At 70.2% G+C, this 973-nt stretch carries 3 protein-coding genes; all 3 read left to right on the forward strand.

Features of this window, described 5'->3' with window-relative positions:
- On the forward strand, positions 1–194 hold a 194-nt coding region (locus E1202_RS31120; RefSeq protein ID WP_408007749.1), incomplete at its 5' end, for an arsenic resistance protein.
- Positions 175–855, forward strand: coding sequence for an arsenate reductase ArsC (locus tag E1202_RS32480; protein WP_132686880.1), 681 nt, complete (start codon positions 175–177; stop codon positions 853–855). The genes E1202_RS31120 and E1202_RS32480, both read left to right, overlap by 20 nt.
- Positions 852–973, forward strand: a 122-nt coding sequence (locus tag E1202_RS32485) for an FAD-dependent oxidoreductase (RefSeq protein WP_132686881.1), incomplete at its 3' end; no start/stop codon positions are given. The genes E1202_RS32480 and E1202_RS32485, both read left to right, overlap by 4 nt.

The following is a 973-nucleotide window of genomic DNA, read 5'->3' on the forward strand; positions in this document are numbered from 1 at the left end:
ACTTCGAGCTGGCCATCGCGGTGGCGATCGCGACCTTCGGCGTCACCAGCGGTCAGGCCCTGGCCGGTGTGGTGGGTCCGCTGATCGAGGTGCCGGTCCTGGTCGGCCTGGTCTACGTCTCGCTGGCAGCCAGACGCTGGTTCAACCGCCCCTCCACCACCGCGGAGGCCGACCATGCCCGCACCACCACCTAGCCACCACGACACCGAGGACTACCGGCCGACCGAAGACCAGGTTGCCCTGCTCCTCGACCACGCCGCCGCGGAACTGCGGCAGCAATTCCGCGGCGGCGTGGTCGACGAAGGGACCATCCACCACGTGGTCTCCGACACCTACCGGGAGCCGGCCGCCACCGCTCGCGTGCACACCCACCTGACCACCCTGGCCACCCGCTACGCCCGCGAGCGGCTGGCCGATGTCGCCAAGCACCAAGGAGTCCCCGTGCCCTCCGCACCCGAGGTCCTGTTCGTCTGCGTCCACAACGCCGGACGCTCCCAAATGGCCGCAGCCCTGCTGCACCACCACGCCCAAGGCAAGGTCACCGTCCGCTCGGCCGGCTCCGCACCGGCCGACACGGTCAACCCCGCCGTGGTCGAGGTGATGAACGAACTCGGCCTCGACCTGTCCCAGGAATTCCCGAAGAAGCTCACCACCGACGCCGTCGAAGCCGCCGACGTCGTCATCACCATGGGCTGCGGCGACGCCTGCCCCGTCTTCCCCGGCAAGCGCTACCTCGACTGGGAACTCGCCGACCCCGCCGGCAAGGGTGTCGACGCCGTCCGGCCGATCCGCGACGACATCGACCAGCGCGTCCGCGCCCTGCTGGCCGACCTCGTGCCGGAGGCCGCGCGGTGACCAGCGACGTCCGCAACGTGATCATCGTTGGTTCCGGTCCTGCCGGCTACACCGCTGCGGTGTACGCGGCACGGGCAGAGCTGGAGCCGGTGATCTTCGAAGGAACCCAGTTCGGTGG

The organism is Saccharopolyspora karakumensis (genome assembly GCF_004349225.1).
GTDB lineage: Bacteria > Actinomycetota > Actinomycetes > Mycobacteriales > Pseudonocardiaceae > Saccharopolyspora > Saccharopolyspora endophytica.